Source organism: Pseudomonas sp. 20P_3.2_Bac5 (assembly GCF_025466035.1).
In the GTDB taxonomy this organism is placed as follows: domain Bacteria; phylum Pseudomonadota; class Gammaproteobacteria; order Pseudomonadales; family Pseudomonadaceae; genus Aquipseudomonas.
The window spans coordinates 16,241-33,498 of sequence record NZ_JANLOA010000021.1; the positions used below are offsets into that span (position 1 = coordinate 16,241).

General features: G+C 62.7%; 20 protein-coding genes and 1 tRNA gene. 8 read left to right on the plus strand and 13 right to left on the minus strand.

Going from position 1 to position 17,258, the window contains the following annotated elements; translation table 11 throughout:
• The first annotated feature begins 1 nt into the window (after window position 1).
• Window positions 2-1,933 (plus strand): sigma-54-dependent Fis family transcriptional regulator, encoded by a 1,932-nt coding sequence (locus tag NTD88_RS03830; RefSeq protein WP_262153777.1) that lies wholly within the window; start codon window positions 2-4, stop codon window positions 1,931-1,933.
• Window positions 1,934-1,980: 47 nt separating this feature from the next.
• On the opposite strand, the gene NTD88_RS03835 is transcribed toward NTD88_RS03830, so the two are convergent.
• The 6 genes from NTD88_RS03835 to NTD88_RS03860 form a co-directional block, all read right to left on the minus strand.
• Window positions 1,981-3,684, minus strand: coding sequence for an AMP-binding protein (locus tag NTD88_RS03835; protein WP_262153776.1), 1,704 nt, complete (start codon window positions 3,682-3,684; stop codon window positions 1,981-1,983).
• 228 nt (window positions 3,685-3,912) lie between these two features.
• On the minus strand, window positions 3,913-4,317 hold the full coding sequence (locus NTD88_RS03840; protein ID WP_095153800.1) for a bacteriocin: 405 nt from the start codon (window positions 4,315-4,317) through the stop codon (window positions 3,913-3,915).
• Window positions 4,318-4,369: 52 nt separating this feature from the next.
• Window positions 4,370-4,579, minus strand: coding sequence for a hypothetical protein (locus NTD88_RS03845; RefSeq protein WP_371929269.1), 210 nt, complete (start codon window positions 4,577-4,579; stop codon window positions 4,370-4,372).
• Window positions 4,580-4,708: 129 nt separating this feature from the next.
• Window positions 4,709-4,793 (minus strand) — tRNA-Leu (locus NTD88_RS03850).
• A gap of 86 nt (window positions 4,794-4,879) precedes the next feature.
• Entirely contained in the window at window positions 4,880-5,584 is a 705-nt protein-coding gene (locus NTD88_RS03855; protein ID WP_095153799.1) for a YoaK family protein, read from the minus strand.
• Between the two features lie 10 nt (window positions 5,585-5,594).
• Window positions 5,595-5,792, minus strand: coding sequence for a hypothetical protein (locus tag NTD88_RS03860; protein ID WP_175649985.1), 198 nt, complete (start codon window positions 5,790-5,792; stop codon window positions 5,595-5,597).
• 273 nt (window positions 5,793-6,065) lie between these two features.
• On the opposite strand from NTD88_RS03860, the gene NTD88_RS03865 reads away from it, so the two are divergent.
• Genes NTD88_RS03865 through NTD88_RS03875 form a run of 3 tightly spaced genes read left to right on the plus strand, consistent with a single transcriptional unit; the run spans window position 6,066 to window position 9,046 of the window.
• Window positions 6,066-7,238 (plus strand): two-component system sensor histidine kinase NtrB, encoded by a 1,173-nt coding sequence (locus NTD88_RS03865; protein ID WP_262156031.1) that lies wholly within the window; start codon window positions 6,066-6,068, stop codon window positions 7,236-7,238.
• Window positions 7,217-8,659: an ATPase domain-containing protein gene (locus NTD88_RS03870; RefSeq protein ID WP_262156030.1), complete on the plus strand. Its 1,443-nt coding sequence runs from the start codon at window positions 7,217-7,219 to the stop codon at window positions 8,657-8,659. Before NTD88_RS03865 ends, NTD88_RS03870 begins: the two co-directional genes overlap by 22 nt.
• Window positions 8,660-8,677: 18 nt before the next feature.
• Window positions 8,678-9,046 carry a response regulator gene (locus tag NTD88_RS03875; protein ID WP_262156029.1) on the plus strand — a complete coding sequence of 123 codons (369 nt, stop codon included), beginning with the start codon at window positions 8,678-8,680 and terminating at the stop codon, window positions 9,044-9,046.
• Between the two features lie 75 nt (window positions 9,047-9,121).
• On the opposite strand, the gene csrA is transcribed toward NTD88_RS03875, so the two are convergent.
• The 7 genes from csrA to NTD88_RS03910 form a co-directional block, all read right to left on the minus strand.
• A complete protein-coding gene (csrA, locus tag NTD88_RS03880) occupies window positions 9,122-9,319 on the minus strand; it encodes a carbon storage regulator CsrA (RefSeq protein WP_095153794.1) in 198 nt (65 codons plus the stop codon).
• Window positions 9,320-9,681: 362 nt separating this feature from the next.
• A complete protein-coding gene (gene modC, locus NTD88_RS03885; protein WP_262156028.1) occupies window positions 9,682-10,779 on the minus strand; it encodes a molybdenum ABC transporter ATP-binding protein in 1,098 nt (365 codons plus the stop codon).
• A 3-nt stretch (window positions 10,780-10,782) separates the two neighbouring features.
• Window positions 10,783-11,463 (minus strand): molybdate ABC transporter permease subunit, encoded by a 681-nt coding sequence (modB, locus tag NTD88_RS03890; RefSeq protein WP_110970534.1) that lies wholly within the window; start codon window positions 11,461-11,463, stop codon window positions 10,783-10,785.
• Window positions 11,463-12,221, minus strand: coding sequence for a molybdate ABC transporter substrate-binding protein (gene modA, locus NTD88_RS03895; protein WP_110970533.1), 759 nt, complete (start codon window positions 12,219-12,221; stop codon window positions 11,463-11,465). The genes modB and modA overlap by 1 nt, the downstream gene beginning before the upstream one ends.
• A gap of 83 nt (window positions 12,222-12,304) precedes the next feature.
• Complete coding sequence (locus NTD88_RS03900; protein ID WP_262156027.1) at window positions 12,305-13,378, minus strand: NAD(P)H-dependent flavin oxidoreductase; 1,074 nt, start codon at window positions 13,376-13,378, stop codon at window positions 12,305-12,307.
• Window positions 13,379-13,411: 33 nt separating this feature from the next.
• Window positions 13,412-13,582, minus strand: coding sequence for a hypothetical protein (locus NTD88_RS03905; protein WP_262156026.1), 171 nt, complete (start codon window positions 13,580-13,582; stop codon window positions 13,412-13,414).
• Window positions 13,583-13,587: 5 nt separating this feature from the next.
• A complete protein-coding gene (locus NTD88_RS03910; protein ID WP_095153789.1) occupies window positions 13,588-13,890 on the minus strand; it encodes a DUF1883 domain-containing protein in 303 nt (100 codons plus the stop codon).
• A 158-nt stretch (window positions 13,891-14,048) separates the two neighbouring features.
• Between NTD88_RS03910 and NTD88_RS03915 the strand changes: the two genes are divergently transcribed.
• From NTD88_RS03915 to galU, 4 genes are all read left to right on the plus strand, one after another.
• On the plus strand, window positions 14,049-14,399 hold the full coding sequence (locus NTD88_RS03915) for a hypothetical protein (RefSeq protein ID WP_095153788.1): 351 nt from the start codon (window positions 14,049-14,051) through the stop codon (window positions 14,397-14,399).
• A 176-nt stretch (window positions 14,400-14,575) separates the two neighbouring features.
• Complete coding sequence (locus NTD88_RS03920) at window positions 14,576-15,220, plus strand: c-type cytochrome (RefSeq protein WP_262130480.1); 645 nt, start codon at window positions 14,576-14,578, stop codon at window positions 15,218-15,220.
• On the plus strand, window positions 15,217-16,131 hold the full coding sequence (locus NTD88_RS03925; RefSeq protein ID WP_095153786.1) for a c-type cytochrome: 915 nt from the start codon (window positions 15,217-15,219) through the stop codon (window positions 16,129-16,131). The genes NTD88_RS03920 and NTD88_RS03925 overlap by 4 nt, the downstream gene beginning before the upstream one ends.
• Window positions 16,132-16,384: 253 nt before the next feature.
• On the plus strand, window positions 16,385-17,224 hold the full coding sequence (galU, locus tag NTD88_RS03930; RefSeq protein WP_095153785.1) for a UTP--glucose-1-phosphate uridylyltransferase GalU: 840 nt from the start codon (window positions 16,385-16,387) through the stop codon (window positions 17,222-17,224).
• The last annotated feature ends 34 nt before the right edge of the window (window positions 17,225-17,258 follow it).

The following is a 17,258-nucleotide window of genomic DNA, read 5'->3' on the forward strand; positions in this document are numbered from 1 at the left end:
AATGAACAAGCCCGATGACCCTTTTTCTGCCCAGCGTGAAGTGAACGTCATTACCGCGATCGAAGCGCGCAACCGTGCTTTTGGTTCGCAACTGGTCGAGCGTTCCTGGGAGCGTTCGCAGCGCTACGGGATCCGCACCCGCGACCGGGTGTTGTTCGACGCGCCGGTGGCGGTACGCCCTGACCATCTGCGCGATTACGGCGGCTCGTTGCTGGAGGCCGCGCGGCCGGAGATGGAGCAGTTGCATGCTTCGCTCGCGCCGCGGGACTGGGTGCTGGCCTGCATCGATCTGGACGGCGTGGTGCTGAGTTCGATGGGCAAGTCCAACGGTGCCAGCCAGGAATTGAATCAGGTGTTCCGCCAGGGCGCGCAGTTTCTGGAAACCCTGGTGGGCACCACGGCGCCGAGCTGCGCGCTGGCCGAGCAGGAGTCGGTGATCATCGCCGGCTCCGAGCATTATCTGGAGGAAGCGCGCGCCTTCACCTGCATGGCCACGCCGATCTTTGGCGTCGACGGCGGCATCGTCGGGGTGCTGGATGCCAGCCGCAAAGGCGTGGAAACCTCGCTGTATACCCTGGAGTCGCTGGTGATTGCCGCGCGGGCCATCGAGCGTCGCTTGTTCAGCCAGTTGGGCAGCGTGCTGCTGGTGCACTTGCACGGTCGCCTGGATATTCTCGGCACGCCCATGGAAGGGCTGCTGGCGTTCGATCAGGCCGGGCAGCTCAAGGGCGCGAACCGGATCGCCCACCAGCTTTTCCAGCCGCCGGGGCTCAAACCGGGCATGGACTTCAGCGAGCTGTTCGACATGCCGTTTGCCCATGCCCTGTGTTATCGGCGCTACGACCTCAGTGTTCCGTTCCGGTTGCAAACCCATTGCGGCGCTCTGTTCAACGCGTGCCTGACCGCCGCGCCGGGCAACGCCTCGGTGCAGTCGCGACGGCCAGCGCTCCCGCCGGTCACCGCCGAGCGGCGCGAGCCAGCCGCGCATGGGCCCTGCCTGGAAGACCCGACGGTCAGCGCGGCACTCGAGCGCGCGCGCAAAGCCTTTGCCCGCAATATCCCAGTGTTGATCAATGGCGAGACCGGCACCGGCAAGGAAGTCTTCGCCCGCCTGTTGCATGACGGCGGCAGCCGCGCCGCGGGTCCGTTCGTGGCGATCAACTGCTCGTCCATTCCGGCCAGCCTGATCGAGTCGGAGCTGTTCGGTTATGTCGAAGGGGCGTTCACCGGCAGTCGCAAGGGCGGCGCCTCGGGCAAGATCGAACTGGCCGATGGCGGCACGCTGTTCCTCGATGAAATCGGTGATATGCCGCTGGAGTTGCAGGGGCGGCTGCTGCGGGTGCTGCAGGAACGCAACCTCAGCCGGCTGGGCAGCAACAGCGTGGTGAAGGTGGACTTCGCGCTGATCTGCGCGACCCACCGCGACCTGCTTCAGCTCGCCCAGGAACAGGGCTTTCGCGAAGACCTCTACTACCGCGTCAACGGTCTGCGGGTCAGCCTGCCGGCGCTGCGCGAGCGCAGCGATCTGGCGCAACTGATCCAGCACCTGTTGCTCAGCGAGTCGGCCGGGTCAACGCCCCCGGTGCTGGACATGCCGGCCTTGCGCGCGCTGCTGGCGTACGCCTGGCCGGGCAATATTCGCCAACTGCACCAGGCGCTGCGCCTGGCCGTGGCACTGGCCGATGAGGACGGGCGGATCGGTTTGCAGCACCTGCCGGATGAGGTGCTGCGGTTTGCGCCGGAGCCGATTCGCGAGACGCTGGACGTCGATGTCGAGAGGGGGCCGGGCGACACCTTGCAGGCGTCCGGGCAGCGGGCGATTCGCACGGCGATCGCCGCGTGCAACGGCAACCTGTCCGCCGCCGCACGGCGACTGGGGATCGGGCGGGCGACCTTGTACCGGAAGATGAAGGAGATGGAGCAGGGCGCTTGAGGATTGGCCCTTTCGCGACGAGCCGTCGCGAAAGGGCCGGCGTAGCATCAACCCTTGAGTTGCGGGAAATCTTCCTCGAAATGCTCGTGTTCACCGCGGCTGTCGCCTTGCCGGCGCTGCACTTCCATCTGCCGCAGTTCGACCCGGCGGATCTTGCCGGAGATGGTCTTGGGCAACTCGGTGACGAACTCGATGCGCCGCACGCGCTTGTACGGCGCCAGGTGTTCGCGGGCGAAGGCGAGGATGCTGTGCGCCAGCTCCGCGCTGCCCACCTGGTCGTGGGCCAGGATCAGAAACGCCTTGGGCACCGCCAGGCGCACCGGGTCATGGCTGGGCACCACCGCCACTTCCATCACCGCCGGGTGTTCGATCAGCGCGCTTTCCAGTTCGAAGGGGCTGATGCGGTAGTCCGAGGCCTTGAACACATCATCGGCGCGCCCGACGAAGGTGATGTAGCCGTCGGCATCGATCTGCGCGGTGTCGCCGGTGCGGTAGTAGCCGTCGCGCATGACCTCGGCGGTTTTCTCCGGGCTGTCTTCGTAGCCGAGCATCAGGCCCAGCGGCCGTATCGCCAGCGGCAGGGCGACTTCGCCTTCGTTGCCGGGCAGGCCGTCGGGATCGAGCAGGCTGACTTGATAGCCGGGCAGCGGGCGACCCATCGACCCGGGCTTGAGGACCTGGCCGGGGGTGTTGCCTACCAGCGCGGTGGTTTCCGTCTGGCCGAAGCCGTCGCGCAGGTCGAGGCCCCAGGCGTGCTGCACTTGCTCGATGATTTCCGGGTTGAGCGGCTCGCCGGCGCCGACCAGTTCCCGCAGGCGCAGGCGGCCACGGTAGGCGGCGAGGTCTTCCTGGATCAGCATCCGCCAGACCGTGGGCGGCGCGCACAGGCTGGTGATGCCGTAGCGCTCCAGCACCTGCAGCAGCGAGATGGCATTGAAGCGCGGGTTGTTGTGGATGAACACGCAGGCGCCGGCGTTCCACGGCGCGAAGAAACAACTCCAGGCGTGCTTGGCCCAGCCGGGAGACGAAATGTTCAAGTGCAGGTCGCCGGGTTGCAGGCCGATCCAATAGAGGGTGGACAGGTGCCCCACCGGATAGCTCTGGTGGCTGTGCAGGACCATTTTCGGCTTCGACGTGGTGCCTGACGTGAAGTACAGCAGCATCGGGTCGGTGGCGCGGGTCACGCCTTCCTCGATGAACGCGGCGCTGTGGTGCTCGGCGTCGGCGTGGGGCACCCAGCCGTCCGACTGGGTGCCGACGCTGATACGGGTGAAGTCGCCACCGATGCCGGCGAATTTTTCCAGGTTGGCGGCGCCGACGATCAAGTGGCGAACGTTGCCGCGTTCGATGCGGTCGCGCAGGTCTTCCGCAGTCAGCAGGGCGGTGGCGGGGATCACCACGGCGCCGAGCTTGAAGGCGGCGAGCATGCTTTCCCACAGGGCGATGTCGTTGCCGAGCATCATCAGAATGCGCTCGCCGCGCTTCACGCCAAGGGCGCGCAAGTGGTTCGCCACACGGTTGGAGCGTTGCGCCATCTCATGAAAGCTGTAGCGGCGTTCGCTGCCGTCTTCCTCGACGATCCACAGGGCTGGGGCCGGGTTGTCGCTGGCCATGTGATCGAAGTAATCCAGCGCCCAGTTGAAGCGCTCCAGCCTGGGCCAGCGGAAATCCCGTACGGCGGTTTCGTAGTCGGTACGGTGGGCGAGCAGGAAATCACGGGCGGCAAGAAAGGCGTGGCGTTCTGAGTTCATGAGGGGCGTGCCTTGATTGTTGTTGTCGGTCCCGCCTGGTCAGGAAACCGGGGGTTGGGCCGAGTATAGGCGCGCGTTTATGAGAGCAGAATTCACATAAAAGCCGGTGCAATGTGCAAATTTGCAGGGTGGGCGAGGGGGTGTTTCAAAGTGGGACAGTGGCGGATCGCGAGCAAGCTCGCTCCTACGGGGGCACTACAATTTGTAGGAGCGAGCGATTCGTCCGACTCAACGGTGCCGATGACGACGCTTGTGCTTGCGCTTGCCGGTATCACGGTTGTCATCTGCCAGGTGGTTGCCCAGCGCACCACCGGCTGCGCCGCCCAGGCCCGCGCCAACGGTAGAGCCGGTCGAGCCGCCCAGTTTGCCGCCGATCAGCGAGCCGCCCGCCGAGCCCAGTCCGCCGCCCAGGGCCGCTTCGGTGCGGTTGCCCTTCTTCGCGCCGACGGCGCTGCCGGCTGCGCCACCCAGGCCGGCGCCAATGGCCGCGCCGGTGCTGCCACCGATCTGTTGACCGACGACATTGCCAAGCGCGCCGCCAAGGCCGCCGCCGATCGCGGTGGTGCCGTCACCGGCCAGTGCCGCCTGGGACATCAAGATACCTAGAGCGAGGGTAGGCAGTGAAAAACGCATGGTCGAAACCTCTGGCAGTGGGGGCAGTCAGGAAAAAGTGGAAGGCAGCCGGTCAGTCGTCGTCACGGTAGCGGCGATCATCGCGGCGATGGTCATAGCGGTCGTCGTAGCGGCGATCGCGGCGGTCATCCTGCCAGCGGTGCTGGTCACGGTCGCCACGCCAGCCGTCGTTACGGTCATGGTGGTGATGATGGGCGCAGCCGGCGGAAACCAGGATCGCGGCCAGCAGGGACAGTTGAGCAAGACGGGTCAGCACGGTCATTTCCTCTAACCGCGGGGGCGGTATTCGATGGCGCAGGTATGACCGCGTTTTTCAGGATTTGTTGCAGAGGGACAGCCAAGTGATTGGCAGATATGAAAAAAGCGCCATGAAGGCGCTTTTCTCGAGAGGTGGTGCGAGTGGCGGGACTCGAACCCGCAAGGCTCACGCCGACAGATTTTAAGTCTGCTGTGTATACCAATTCCACCACACTCGCAGGTTGATCGAGATTCACGAGGTCTCTCAAATCAAGCGCGCTTTATAACTCATCGTTATATTCGCGTCAACGGGTAAGACGAATACTCACCGCGCCATGTAACGTTGCACCCACCGCCTGGGAATCATCATCGAGGCCAGTCCGAGCATGGCTGCCAGGACGCTGCTGGCCAATAGTGCGGCAAAACCCAGGTGGTGTTCCAGCCAGCCGCCGAGCACCGCGCCGAACAGCATCCCGCTCCACGGCACCAACTGCATGCGCCAGCCAGGGCGTCGCTCGCCCATCAGCCAACGGCCGAGGCCGCGACCGAAGCGCGACAGGGCGCCGGTGACGTAGGTCAGGCCGATGGGCAGGCCGTTCACTTCTTCGACCGCGGCATTGAGCATGCCCATGGACAGGATCGCCGCCAGCATCGCCAGCAGTTCCAACTGTTTGCCGCACAACGCGGCGGCGAGCAGCAGCAGGGCGGTCAGCGCCAGCAACGGCCAGGCGCGCTTGCGGCTGGAGCGGGCGATCATGACGCCCAGTGCGTTGCCGATCACGAAGGTGGCAATGAGCAGCGCCAGGCGTGCAACCAGATCGAACTGGCCGTCGCTGAATGCCACGGCCAGGCGGGTGGTGTTGCCGCTCATGAAGGAGACGAAGTCGCCGCTGGCCAGGAAGCCAATGGCGTCGGTCATGCCGGCCAGTACCGAAAGGCCGCCGACGAAGAACAGCCCGACCCGGCCGCGCAGTCGGTACAAGCGCAGGGCGTGGGGTCTGCGCTGGCCTGCGGGGTGTTCTGGCAGCATGCCGGGCGGGTCAGCTGGGTTCGATGGCGCTGGCTACGGCGCGCAGTTCGTTGATCGAGGCGGTCAGGCCGCTGACCCGTTCGTTGACCTCGACCGCGTCGGCGGCGTGGACCGAGTTTTGCAGGTAGACAGCGTGCCCAGCCAACCCTTTCGCCAGGCGTTCCATCCCGTCGGCCGTGTGCTCCAGATCATCATGAATACGTTGCATGCGCGTGTTTATTACCAAGATCCCTTCCTCGACCGCTTGTCTGTTGTACCTGCCGGACCTAGCGACTATAGCAACTTGCCGGCATTCTCAGGAGGCAGTGTGCAGTCAATGGCGCTATACCTTGATCCAGCGCAGTGATTGCAGGCCCTGTTCATGGTCGGTGCAGGAGTGCATGTAGGAGTTGATGAGCATGGATGTAGGAATACGGCTCACTAAGAGTCATCCTCAGCGTATGCTGTAGCTACACTTCACTCATCATCAGCGGACTCAGCAATGGCTCCATCCGAGCGACTGGACCTGCACAGCATGCACACCAGTCTGTACGAACAGCTTGTACAGACCGTGGTCGACTACGCCATCTACATGATGGACCTCAACGGCTACATCATTTCCTGGAACGCGGGGGCCGAGCGCATCAAGGGCTACCGTGCCGAGGAAGTCATTGGCCAGCATTTCTCGTTGTTTTTCACCGAGCAGGATTGTGCCGATGGCCGTCCGCTGTTCCTCTTGAACAAAGCCTTGAGCAGCGGCGGTTCCCAGGATGAAGGCTGGCGCGTGCGCAAGGACGGCACGCAGTTCTGGGCGTTGGTGGCGCTGGATGTGGTGCGCTCGCCTGAAGGCGAAGTGATCGGCCTGGCGAAGATCACCCGCGACATTACCGACCGCCGCGAAGCCGCCCTGCAACTGGATGCGATGCGCGCGCAACTGTTCCAGTCGCAGAAGCTCGAAGCGCTCGGCCAGTTGACCGGGGGCATGGCCCACGATTTCAACAACCTGCTGACCATCATCATCAGCTCGGCGAAGCTCGCCATGAACAGCCAGGACCCGCAACGCACCCAGCGGTTGCTTGAGCATGTGCTCGATGCCGGGCAACGCGGCAGCCAGATGACCCAGCAATTGCTCAGCTTCGCCCGCCGCAAGGCGCTGGAGGTGGTGAGCGTCAATTTGCCCGAGGTGATTGAGGCGATCCGCGCGCTGTTGTACCAGGCGCTGCCCAAAGGCATCGAACTGCACGTGCAGTGCGACGAGGACCTGCTGCCGGTGGAAGTGGATGCCGGTCAGTTGCAGATGGTGTTGCTCAACCTGGTGCTCAATGCCCGGGATGCCATAGAGGACGGTGGCGAGATTCGCCTGTGGGCGCGCAATCAGGTGTTGCTGGGCGAACGCGAAAACCTTAATGGGCCGTTCGCCTTGATCAGTGTCATCGATTCCGGCAAGGGGATTCCCGCAGAGGTATTGCCGCGGATTTTCGAACCGTTCTTCACCACCAAGGGCTTCGGCCAGGGCACAGGCCTGGGCCTGAGCCAGGCGTATGGATTTGCCAAGCAGAGCAATGGCGGCATCTGGGTCGACAGTGAGCCGGGACAGGGCACCTGTATGACCTTGTGCCTGCCGCTTTCGGACAACGGGGAGGGCAATGCGCCGTGGAACAGCTCCAGCGTGTAGCGACAGGTATCAGAGGCCTCGATGACCTGCTCAAGGGCGGCCTGATCGCGGGTTCTGCCTATATCGTCCAGGGCCGTCCCGGCTCCGGCAAGACGGTGCTGGCCAACCAGTTGGCGTTCAACCATGTCCGTCATGGTGGCCGGGTGTTGGTCGCGACCTTGTTGAGCGAGTCCCACGAGCGGCTGTTCCAGTACCTGTCGACCTTGTCGTTTTTCGACGCAACCAGGATCGGCGACCAGATCCAGTTCATCAGTGCGTTCGACACCCTCGATCAGGACGGCCTCGAAGCCGTGGTGCGCGTGCTGCGCGGCGAGATTGCTCGCCAGGGCGCTTCGTTATTGATCGTCGATGGCCTGCTCAACGCCCGCTCGCGGGCCGAGACCGTGCTCGACACCAAGAAATTCATCTCCGAGCTGCAGGCCCACGCGGCCTTCGCCGGCTGCACATTGCTGTTGCTGACCAGCAGCCACCTGGAGGACGACAGTCCCGAGCACACCATGGTCGATGGCGTGATCGAGCTGGGTGAAGACCTGCATGGTGCCCGTGCGGTGCGCCGCATCCAATTGCGAAAAACCCGAGGCAGTGGCGCGCTGTCGGGGCTGCATGAGTGCGAGATCACTGGCGATGGCCTGCAGGTCTATCCGCGGCTGGAAGCGCTGTACGCTCGCCCCTCAGGCATGGGCAGCGAGACCTTCAAGCGTGTCGGCAGCGGCGTGGCGTGCCTCGACCGGTTGTTGCTTGGCGGTCTGGCGCAAGGCTCGGTGACTTTGGCAATGGGCCCGTCGGGCAGCGGCAAGACCTCGCTCGGGCTGAGTTTTCTCGGCGCCGCCACACCAGAGGCGCCTGGGCTGCATTTCGGATTCTATGAGCCGGCGCCGCGCTTGCGGATGAAAGCGGCGGCCCTGGGCCTGGACTTCGCGGCGATGGAACGCGACGGCGCCTTGCAGATTGCCTGGCAGCCGACCACTGAAGGCCTGCTGGATGATGTTGGTGCACGCTTGTTGCGCCAGGTCAGCGAGCAGGGCATCAAGCGGGTGCTGATCGATAACCTTGGCGCCTTCGCCCGGCTGGCGACCCGGCCGGAGCGCTTGAACGAATTCTTCCGCGCCCTGATGGGCGAACTGCGGGCCCGCGACGTGACGGTGCTGGCCACCTGGGAAATGCGCGACATCTTCGGCTCGGAAATCAACGCCCCGGCGCCGGAGCTATCGAGCATCGTCGACAACCTGCTGTTGATGCGCTTCGTTGAGCTGGGCTCGGAGCTAAAGCGGGTGCTGTCGATCTTGAAAGTGCGCGACAGCCGTTACGACCCGGCGCTATTGGAAGTGGTGATTGGTGCAGGAGGGGTGGAGCTGCATGAGGCGTTCAACGAGGCAACCGCAGTGCTGTCCGGCACGGCGCAGCCACTGGAACGGTCCTGAGGGCCGCGGTCTGAAATCATGAGCACAATTCTGGTGGTCGACGACGAATACATCATTTCCGACATCCTCGGCTTTGTGCTGGAGGATGCGGGCTTTCAGGTCGAGAAAGCCGCCAACGGTGCGAAGGCACTCGAAGTGCTGCAAAAAACACGGGTCGAACTGCTGATCACAGACTGGATGATGCCGGTGATGAATGGCGAAGAACTCGCCCGAAAACTACGCGCCGACCCACAATACAAAGGCATGCCCATCATTCTCATGAGTGGCGCACAGAGCGATATCGCTCGCAAGAGTCCCGAATTGTTCGACGGTGTGCTGGATAAACCCTTCGATCCTGAAACGCTGATTGACATGGTTCAGGGGCTCGTCCGGCCACCTGGGGGATGAAACCCCTCAGTTCAATCCGCAGGACCGGCGAGGCGGGACCAAGCGCATCCGTGCGACTCGATTCATGCAAACAGCTTATGAATGGTCTTCTCCTTTTTCCGGCGCCGGGCTGCCGGCCTGAATGCGTTTGTAGATCTCTTCACGGTGCACCTGAACGTGTTTCGGTGCATCGATGCCGATCCTCACTTGCATCCCCTTGACACCTAGAATGGTGACTTTGATGTCATCGTCGATGACGATGCTTTCGCCAACCTTGCGGGTGAGTATCAGCATGTATTTCTCCTTGGTAACTTGAAATGCCTCGCAGGCGGTACCCACAGAGGACGGGGGCGCTGGGAGACGCTTCCCTCTTTCCCTTCATTAAAGACGCATTCGTTGAAAATTAATTCCCCGAATAAAATATTTGCGAGTGTCTTTTTTAGGTTGGGCGTCGACTGGGCAGGTGGGAATTTCGCGACGCGAGATTTTCCACCCGGCAAGCATAGGGGTGTTGAACGCATATGGGAAATTTCTCTTATAAAAAGAGAAACTTTCGACATTTAGCGTTCAATTTGTGGGGGTATTAAGAAGTTCAACAAATGAGATTGATTCTTGATTGCTGCGCACTCTTTCTCCGCAATAGCGCCGCAACATTTTCAGGCGCTGTGACCCAGCAACGCCACACCCTTGATTTGCGCCCACAACTGCTGGCCTTCGTGCAGCCCCAACTGATCGCTGGAAAACCGCGTGACCCGCGCCAGCAGCGGATGGCCTGCAGCGTCCAGGCTGACCAGTACCTGCGCCGGGTTGCCGAGGTGGCTGAGGGCGCGAAGGGTCACCGGCAGGCGATTGATGATGCTCGATTGGGTGTCTTCGGCGAGGCTCAGGCTAATGTCGCGCGCCTGGACCTTGATTCGCAATGAAGACCCTGGCGGCAGCGGTGTGTGCGGGATGCGCAGGCGCAGTTGGCTGTCGGGCAGGTGCAGGTCGAGGAGTTGGTAGGCGGCGTCGTAGGCGCCGGTACGGCCTTCGATGATCACCCCGGCGTCGTCATCTTGTGCCAGCGGCAGGTCGAGGCGGGCGAGGGTCTGGTTGATCGGCCCGCTGGCCAGGACCTTGCCCTGTTCCAGCAGCACCAGATGATCGGCGAGGCGGGCGACTTCTTCCTGAGCATGGCTGACGTAAATCAGCGGAATCTGCAGCTCGTCATGCAGGCGCTCCAGGTACGGCAGGATCTCGCGCTTGCGTGGGGCATCGAGCGCCGCCAGCGGCTCGTCCATCAGCAGCAACCGCGGGCTGGTGAGCAAGGCCCGGGCGATGCCGACACGCTGGCGCTCGCCGCCGGAGAGGGTATCGGGCTTGCGCGCCAGCAAGTGGTCGATACCCAGCAGTTCGCAAGCCTGTTGCAGGCTGATCCGCCGCGTGGCCGGGTCGATGCGGCGCCAGCCGAACTCGAGGTTGTCGCGCACCGAAAGGTGGCTGAACAGGCTCGCTTCCTGGAACACGTAGCCGATCGGGCGTTGGTGCGGTGGGACGAAGACGTTGTTGCGGGAGTCTTGCCAGACCGTGCCGCCGACCTCGATGTAGGCATCTTCGGCACGCTCCAGCCCGGCCAGGCAACGCAGGCAGGTGGTCTTGCCGGAGCCGGAGGCGCCGAACAGCGCGCTGACGCCCTGGCCTGGCAGGCTGAGGTCGACATCCAGGGTGAAGTCGTCGCGGGCCACTTTCAGCCGGGCTTGGATCATTGCAACCATCATTCAGCTCCAGGCCGATTTGCCGCCGCGGCTGCCATACAGCGCCAACAGCACCAGAAACGAGAACACCAACATTGCCCCCGCCAGCCAATGGGCCTGGGCGTATTCCATGGCTTCGACGTGGTCGTAGATCTGTACCGAGACCACCCGGGTCTTGTCGGGAATGTTGCCGCCAATCATCAGCACCACGCCGAACTCGCCGACGGTATGGGCGAAGCCGAGGATGCTGGCAGTGATGAAGCCGGGCTTGGCCAGCGGCAGCACCACGCTGAAAAATGTGTCCCACGGACTGGCGCGCAGGGTCGCGGCCACTTCCAGCGGACGGTCGCCGATGGCGGTGAAGGCGTTCTGCAACGGCTGCACCACAAAGGGCATGGAATAGACCACCGAGCCGATCACCAGCCCGGTGAAGCTGAAGACGACCGTGCCCAGGCCCAGGGCCTCGGTGGTCTGGCCGACCAGCCCGTGAGGGCCGAGGGTCAGCAGCAGGTAGAAACCGATCACCGTCGGCGGCAGCACCAGCGGCAATGCCACCACCGCACCCACCGGGCCACGCAGCCAGGAGCGGGTGCGGGCCAGCCACCAGGCGATCGGCGTACCGATCAGCAGCAGGATCAGGGTCGTCAACGACGCCAGCTTGAGCGTCAGCCAGATTGCGCCGAGGTCGCTGGCGTCCAGTGGCATCAGAGTTCGTAGCCGTAGGATTTGATGACCGCAGCGGCTTTCGGACCTTTCAGGTAATCAACCAGTGCCTTGGCGGCCGGGTTGTCCTTGCCTTTCTCGAGGATCACCGCGTCCTGGCGGATCGGGTCATGCAGCTCGGACGGAACGATCCAGGCCGAACCGCTGGTGACCTTTCCGTCCTGGTAGATCTGCGACAGCGCGACGAAGCCCAGCTCGGCGTTGCCGGTGGAAACGAACTGGAACGCCTGGGTGATGTTCTGGCCTTCGACGATCTTGGCCTTGGTGGCTTCGGTCAGTTTCAGCTTGTCCAGCACCTGGGTGGCGGCCAGGCCGTATGGTGCGGCTTTCGGGTTGGCGATGGAGAGGTGCTTGAACTGGTTGGCCTTGAGCACGGCGCCTTTGTCATCGACATAGCCTTCCTTGGCCGACCACAGCGCCAGGGTTCCGACCGCGTAGGTGAAACGCGAGCCCTTGACGGTGGCGCCTTCGCTTTCCAGCTTGGCCGGGGTGCTGTCGTCGGCGGCGAGGAAGACTTCGAACGGCGCGCCGTTCTTGATCTGCGCGTAGAACTGTCCGGTAGCGCCGTAGGCGGCAACCAGTTTGTGGCCGGTGTCTTTTTCGAAGTCCTTGGCAATCGCCTGGATCGGCGCGGTGAAGTTCGCCGCGACGGCGACCTGGACGTCATCGGCCCAGGCGCTGTTGAGGGTCATGAAGGCGAACAAAGTAGTCAGGGCAAGACGAGGTGCACACTTACGCATGAAACAGCTCCGTGGGTGAGTAAAGGCCAATCGCTATATAGGCGAATATATAGCGATTGTCTTGTATACGGAAAGTCCTGTTTTTAGCGACCAATCAATGCGAGAGCTTCGTCCGCCAGTTTGCGGGTCAATTGTTCGGCGGGCAGTTCGACGCCAAGACGCAGCGCCTGACCGGACCAAAGGTTACTGAAGTCGCTGTTGCCTTGCGGTTCGCTGATCGCGCGAATCGGCGCCAGTGCACCGCCTGCGAGGGGGAAGGCCGGGGCGAGGGCGTTGATCGGGCCCAGTTCGCGCATGATCCGCGTGCTGATGCCGCGGGCCGGGCGGCCGGTAAACAGGTTGGTCAGCGCCGTGTCGCTTTCCTGCGCGGTGTGCAGCGCGCGGCGGTGGGCCGGGGAAATCTTCGCCTCGGGGCAGAACAGGTACGCAGTGCCCAGTTGCACCGCCGAGGCGCCCAGGGTGAACGCCGCAGCGATCCCGCGGGCATCACCGATCCCGCCGGCGGCGATCACCGGCAGGCGCACCGCGTCGGCAATCTGCGGGACGAGGGCCAGGGTGCCGACCTGGCTGTTCAGGTCATCGCTGAGAAACATCCCGCGATGGCCGCCGGCCTCGAAGCCCATGGCGATGATCGCGTCGCAGCCGTGTTGCTCCAGCCACAGCGCCTCGGCGACGGTGGTGGCGCTGGACAACACCTTGGCGCCGCTGGCCTTGACCCGCGCCAGAAGGCGCGGCTCGGGCAGGCCGAAGTGAAAGCTGACCACCGCGGGCTTGAACTGCTCGACCAGCGCGCAGGCGGCTTCGTCGAAGGGCGCGCGGCTGGAGACCGGCGTCGGCGCAGTGAAATCAGCGCCGACTTCGTCGTAGTAAGGCTTGAGCGCCTGTTTCCAGCGCTCGGCCTTTTCGGCATCGGCTTGCGGCGGGGTGTGGCAGAAGAAGTTCACATTGATCGGACCCCGGCTGGCCTGGCTGAACGCCTCCAGCTCCTGGCGGATCTGCTCGGCGCTGAGCATGGCGCACGGCAGGGCACCCAGGCCACCGGCATTGCTCACGGCAATCGCCATGGCCGAACCGGTGGCACCGGCCATGGGCGCTTGCAGGATCGGCAGCTCGATGCCGAGCAGATCAACAATGCGGCGGTCCGGCCATTGGCTCATCGTCTGTGTTCTCCTTGCTGCGTTCGGCGGGTATCAGAGTGCCTTGCTGACCTGGATCTCGGTGATCTTGTCGGCGTCGTCGCCGTGGATTTTGCGCAGCGCTTCCAGCGCCTGTTCCTGCGAGTTGTCCGGCAACTGGGCGAAGTCCCAGCGGCGTTCGCCGTCGAGCTTGTACTTGATGACGTATTTGATGGTTGCGGTCATGGGACTTATCTCAGTTGCGACGACGAGCGGCGAATGAACTTGATCTTGTAGGTGAACGTCGGTTTGCGCGTTACCGAAATTGCCCGAGGGCTGACGGTATCGAGGGTGATATTCCAGAAACCGGTACTGGGCACCGTGATTTTCGCCGGGAAATGGTCGAAAGCGCCGCCATGATAGGTGTGTCGGCCGCCATTCTTGAAACTGCGAAAGTTGGCGTCGTTCATCAGACGGATATTGCAGCGCTGGGAACATTCGATGACGACAATATCGTCTTCATTCAGGTGTTCGCGCTGGTGTACGAATTTCATGTTACGGCTCCGCAAGGGGATATTTCGGCAGTGCGAAACGATAACAGATGTCAGCCGAATGTAGGACTTCATCACAGTCTTGATGAGAAAACTGTCAATGCAGGGAGCAAAACGGCCTAATAGTGGTCGAAGTGTTTTTATTTGGGAGATGGGATTCAATGAAATGGTTTGTACCTGCCTTGGCGTTGACGCTGACCGGATGTGCCAGTGTGGCCGAGTTGGAACAGAGCCCTGAAACCCTGGATGTGATTTCCGGCAAGTCGCCAGAGCACTATCTGCTGTGCGTGCAGGAAAGGCTCAAGGACAGCCGCGGTCCGCTGCAAGTGACCCGCGACAAGAATTCGATCCGGGTGATCGTGCCGCAGAAATTGTCTGAATCGCCCGCGGCGGTGTTGGACATCAGCGAACGCTCCAGCGGCAGCGGCATCAAGCTGCACGAGCGCTTGAACAACTTCCCCCTGCGCCTTTCCGATGTAAAGAACGCGGCGACGCGCTGCATTTCTGGCTGAGTCCCTGTACCCCGCGCTTCAACGGGTCGTTTTCATCCCTGCTGATTAATCGATTCACTGAGCTGGATGCTCCTTTTCGGTGCATTTCGCCGTTGTAGTGGCGAAAGGATAGACCTACTATCCATAGGCTTATATTTTTTAAGTCTAAGCATATAACCAGAAGATGGAGCTCCGTGATGATTCCACTGGATCGAATCCTGATCAGTAGCCTGTTGTTGTTTTCCCTCCCGGCAGCCCATGCCGACCAGGGCCAGAAAGTCTTTACCCAAGGAGGCCAGAACCCCGCTGCCATGGCCTGCCAGAGCTGTCACGGCCCGGATGGCCTGGGCATGGCAGCCGCCGGCTTTCCGCGATTGGCGGGCTTGCCGGCCGGTTACCTGAGCAAGCAGTTGCAGGACTTCCGCGACGGCACCCGCAAGAACCCGATCATGGAACCGCTGGCCAAGGCCCTCGCCGACGAAGAAATCGCCGCCGTGAGCAAGTCCCTGGCGGCCATGCCGGCACCGGCAACACCGGAGGTGCGCCGTCAGCAGATGGCCAGCAGCCCGGTGGAACAACTGGCGCTGTACGGCGACTGGGACCGGCAGATCCCCGGTTGCGTGCAATGCCATGGCCCGGGCGGTGTCGGTGTCGGCGAGCACTTCCCGCCGCTGTCACACCAGCCGGCGGCTTACCTGACCGCGCAGCTCAACGCCTGGCGCGATGGCAGCCGACACAACGATCCCAACCAGTTGATGGTCGGCGTGGCCAAGGCCATGACCGATGAAGAGATCAAGGCCATCGCCGACTATTTCGCCGGCGGACAGGGGGTCAAGCCATGAAAGCATTCATTTTTTCCGCACTGGCCCTCTCGCTGGGTTCGGCTCATGCCGCGCAGGTTGCCATGGAAGACCAGTCGCAACTGAAAGTGCCGGCGGCAAGCAAGACGCCATTCTTCGTTCCTCCCGCACAAAGCGAACTGCCTGACAACGCCTTCGGCAAGATGGTCCGCGACGGTTATGCGCTGTTCGTTGACACCAAGCGCCTGGCCCCGGACTACGTCGGCAATGGCATGAAGTGCAGCAACTGCCACCTGGATCAAGGCCGCATGGCGCACTCGGCACCGTTGTGGGGCGCGTACCCGATGTACCCGGCCTATCGCAAGAAAAACGACAAGGTCAACACCTACGCCGAGCGTATCCAGGGCTGCTTCCAGTTCAGCATGAACGGCAAGGCGCCCGCGGCTGACAGCAAGGAGATCACGGCGTTGTCGGTGTATTCGTACTGGCTGTCGACCAAGGCGCCGATCGGTGTCGAGCCTCCTGGCCGCGGCTACCCGGATGTGGCGCAGCCGGCCCAGGGCTACGACATCGCGCGTGGCGAGAAGCTCTACAAGGAGCAATGTTCCATTTGCCACGGCGATCAGGGTGAGGGGCAGAAAATCGCCAATGACTACGTGATGCCGCCCTTGTGGGGAAAAGACTCCTACAATTGGGGCGCAGGCATGCACCGGATCAATACGGCGGCATCCTTCATCAAGTACAACATGCCGCTGGGCAAGCCGGGCAGCCTGAGCGATCAGCAGGCCTGGGACGTGGCGGCCTACATCAACAAGCATGAACGCCCGCAGGACCCGCGTCTGGTCGAGGGTTCGGTGGAGAAAACCCGGCTCAAGTTCCATGCCAATGATGGCGTCAACCTCTACGGCCAGACCGTCGAGGGCGTGCTGATCGGGCAGGGCACCGGGAAGTGACCGACGCGACCGCCGAGGCGGTCGCACAATGATGGCCAGGGCGCCGCTTCCGACACTGGAAGCGGCGTCTTTCTGTCAGCGTCAGGCGCCGGATTACAGGCGTCGGAGCAATATTTGCAGCGTGCGGGAACTATCTCCCGCCGGTTTTCTCTATGATGGCAACGGTTGCCGTCGGGTGGGGCATTGTAAGGTGCTCGCCGCCTGATTAGACTGCGCCGAATTTCGCACGCACAGCCCTTCGTTAAGGACTTATATGATCAAGAAATGCTTGTTCCCGGCAGCCGGCTACGGCACTCGCTTCCTGCCAGCCACCAAAGCCATGCCCAAGGAAATGCTGCCGGTGGTAAACAAGCCACTGATCCAGTACGGCGTCGAGGAAGCCCTCGAAGCCGGCCTGACTGAAATCTCCATCGTTACCGGCCGCGGCAAGCGCGCCCTGGAAGACCACTTCGACATCAGCTACGAGCTGGAAAACCAGATCAAGGGCACCGACAAGGAAAAATACCTGGTCGGCATCCGTCGTCTGCTGGACGAGTGCTCCTTCTCCTACACCCGTCAGACCGAAATGAAAGGCCTGGGCCACGCCATCCTGACCGGCCGCCCGCTGATCGGTGACGAGCCGTTCGCCGTGGTCCTGGCGGACGACCTGTGCGTCAACCTCGATAACGATGGCGTGCTGACCCAGATGGTCAAGCTGTACAAGCAGTTCCGCTGCTCGATCGTCGCCATCCAGGAAGTCGATCCGCAGGAAACCCACAAGTACGGCGTGATCGCCGGCGAAATGATCCGCGACGACATCTACCGTGTGCACAGCATGGTCGAGAAGCCGAAGCCGGAAGACGCGCCGTCGAACCTGGCGATCATCGGTCGCTACATCCTGACCCCGGACATCTTCGACCTGATCGAACAAACCGAGCCGGGCAAGGGCGGTGAAATCCAGATCACCGACGCACTGATGAAGCAGGCGCAGAACGGTTGCGTCATGGCCTATAAATTCAAAGGCCGTCGTTTCGACTGCGGTGGCGCCGAAGGCTACATCGACGCGACCAACTTCTGCTTCGAGAACTTCTACAAGACTGGCAAAGCCTACTGATCCGGTAGCGCTCGCCTGTACGAAAAAAGCCACC

Coding starts and splice junctions, on each gene's coding strand:
- NTD88_RS03840 (WP_095153800.1), bottom strand. CDS start 4,317: ATGCGTTTTTCACTGCCTACCCTCGCTCTAGGTATCTTGATGTCCCAG.
- modB (WP_110970534.1), bottom strand. CDS start 11,463: ATGCCACTGGACGCCAGCGACCTCGGCGCAATCTGGCTGACGCTCAAG.
- modA (WP_110970533.1), bottom strand. CDS start 12,221: ATGCGTAAGTGTGCACCTCGTCTTGCCCTGACTACTTTGTTCGCCTTC.
- NTD88_RS03860 (WP_175649985.1), bottom strand. CDS start 5,792: ATGCAACGTATTCATGATGATCTGGAGCACACGGCCGACGGGATGGAA.
- NTD88_RS03865 (WP_262156031.1), top strand. CDS start 6,066: ATGGCTCCATCCGAGCGACTGGACCTGCACAGCATGCACACCAGTCTG.
- NTD88_RS03905 (WP_262156026.1), bottom strand. CDS start 13,582: ATGACCGCAACCATCAAATACGTCATCAAGTACAAGCTCGACGGCGAA.
- NTD88_RS03875 (WP_262156029.1), top strand. CDS start 8,678: ATGAGCACAATTCTGGTGGTCGACGACGAATACATCATTTCCGACATC.
- NTD88_RS03845 (WP_371929269.1), bottom strand. CDS start 4,579: ATGACCGTGCTGACCCGTCTTGCTCAACTGTCCCTGCTGGCCGCGATC.
- modC (WP_262156028.1), bottom strand. CDS start 10,779: ATGGTTGCAATGATCCAAGCCCGGCTGAAAGTGGCCCGCGACGACTTC.
- NTD88_RS03830 (WP_262153777.1), top strand. CDS start 2: ATGAACAAGCCCGATGACCCTTTTTCTGCCCAGCGTGAAGTGAACGTC.
- NTD88_RS03910 (WP_095153789.1), bottom strand. CDS start 13,890: ATGAAATTCGTACACCAGCGCGAACACCTGAATGAAGACGATATTGTC.
- NTD88_RS03925 (WP_095153786.1), top strand. CDS start 15,217: ATGAAAGCATTCATTTTTTCCGCACTGGCCCTCTCGCTGGGTTCGGCT.
- NTD88_RS03920 (WP_262130480.1), top strand. CDS start 14,576: ATGATTCCACTGGATCGAATCCTGATCAGTAGCCTGTTGTTGTTTTCC.
- csrA (WP_095153794.1), bottom strand. CDS start 9,319: ATGCTGATACTCACCCGCAAGGTTGGCGAAAGCATCGTCATCGACGAT.
- NTD88_RS03855 (WP_095153799.1), bottom strand. CDS start 5,584: ATGCTGCCAGAACACCCCGCAGGCCAGCGCAGACCCCACGCCCTGCGC.
- NTD88_RS03900 (WP_262156027.1), bottom strand. CDS start 13,378: ATGAGCCAATGGCCGGACCGCCGCATTGTTGATCTGCTCGGCATCGAG.
- NTD88_RS03835 (WP_262153776.1), bottom strand. CDS start 3,684: ATGAACTCAGAACGCCACGCCTTTCTTGCCGCCCGTGATTTCCTGCTC.
- NTD88_RS03915 (WP_095153788.1), top strand. CDS start 14,049: ATGAAATGGTTTGTACCTGCCTTGGCGTTGACGCTGACCGGATGTGCC.
- galU (WP_095153785.1), top strand. CDS start 16,385: ATGATCAAGAAATGCTTGTTCCCGGCAGCCGGCTACGGCACTCGCTTC.